Below are 1442 nucleotides of genomic sequence, written 5' to 3'. Positions count from 1 at the left end.
GCCCGCCAGCAGCGCCAGGTTCGAGAACCACAGCCAGATCAGGAAGACGACGACCCCGGCGAGTGACCCGTACAGCCTGCTGTACGTCCCCGCCGCGTACGAGGCGTACAGCGCGAACCCCACCGACGCCAGCAGCCACAGCGCACCCGCCACGAGCCCGCCCGGCACCGCGTGCGACACCGCCCGCGACTCGGGCGGCCCGGAGCGGAAGAGCAGCAGCACCAGCAGCCCCGCGACGAAGACCAGGAACGGCCAGCGCAGAAAGTCCCACAGCGCCGCCGTCTGCTCGCCCATGCCGAGCGGCCGCCCCAGCGCCCGCGCCCCGGGGCAGGTGACCACCAGCGTCAGCGCGGCGGACACCAGCAGGGTGAGCAGCAGCAGCGCCATGGCGAGGATCGCGGGCGCGCGGCGCAGCACGGGCCGGCTGTCGGGGGTGCCGTACATCGCGTGCAGGGCGCGCCGGAAGACGGACAGGAAGCTGCACGCGGACCAGACGGCGCTGGCGGCGCCCACGGTGGTCAGGATCCAGGCGCTGGAGTGGCCGCGGGTGACGTCGTGGAGGGCGTCGTTGAGCGCGGTGTCGGTGCCGGCGGGGGCGACCCCGGCGACGTAGGCGATGAGGGCCTCGGTGCCGGAGGGGTCGGCGAGGCCGATGACCGTGAGGGTGACGAAGAGCGTGGGCAGGACGGTGAGTATGGCGTAGTACGTGAGGGCGGCGGCCCAGTCGGTGATGTCGTCGTTCCAGAGAGCCACGGGGGTACGGCGCAGGGCGCCCCGGTATCGCGCCCAGTCCGTCCGCCCGCTCCGCGCGTGCACCCCACGCTTCATCGGCCCAGACTCCGCTCTTCGTTCGCTCCGTGCCCGCCCGGCACTCTGCCGTGCACTGTTCCTGTCTACCGTGTGCGGGCCGCCGGCTCTTCAACCGGCCGGGCGCGGCCCGCGGAAGAGCCGCTGCCACCAGCGGCGGCGCGGGGGGTGTACGGCGCGGCCGAGCCGGCGGCCGAGGAACAGATAGCCGAGGAAGGCCCCGGAGGTGTTGAGGATGACGTCGTCGACGTCGAACGCGCGGCCGGTGACGAACGTGCCCTGGACCACCTCGACCGCCGTCATCACCACGGCGGTGAGCAGCCCGACCCGCAGCAGCCCCCGGGCGCGCGGCACGAGCACGGGCAGCAGCAGCCCGAAGGGCACCCCGAGCAGGATGTTGCCGCCGAGCTGCCGGAGGGTGTCGACGAACGCCGGCCGGGTGAGGTAGTCGCGGATCGAGTCGCCGGGGCGCAGGTTCGTGTGCGTCACGGGCTCGGAGGCGGCGGACGACTCCAGCGTCAGCCGCGCCAGCACCGCGGCGAACGCCACCATCAGGGCGAACGCCAGCAGCATCGCGCAGACGCGCACCCACCGCGCGGTGGGCGGTGCTTCGGCCGGCTGCGCGGGGTCTCCGG

The 1442-nt window shown here is 74.1% G+C and carries 2 protein-coding genes; both read right to left on the bottom strand.

Translation table 11 applies throughout. The annotated features are described in order from the left end of the window. The coding region (locus tag H5J30_RS33095; protein ID WP_309505705.1) for a YihY/virulence factor BrkB family protein at positions 1 to 753 on the bottom strand (753 nt) is incomplete at its 3' end. 165 nt (positions 754 to 918) lie between these two features. Then, positions 919 to 1442: VanZ family protein (locus H5J30_RS33090; RefSeq protein ID WP_258563662.1), on the bottom strand; the 524-nt coding region annotated here is incomplete at its 5' end.

This window comes from Streptomyces phytophilus (genome assembly GCF_013870535.1).
GTDB classification, from domain to species: Bacteria; Actinomycetota; Actinomycetes; order Streptomycetales; family Streptomycetaceae; genus Streptomyces; species Streptomyces phytophilus.
Note: the sequence above shows the minus strand (reverse complement) of the source record. Positions and strands in the feature narration are given on the sequence as shown.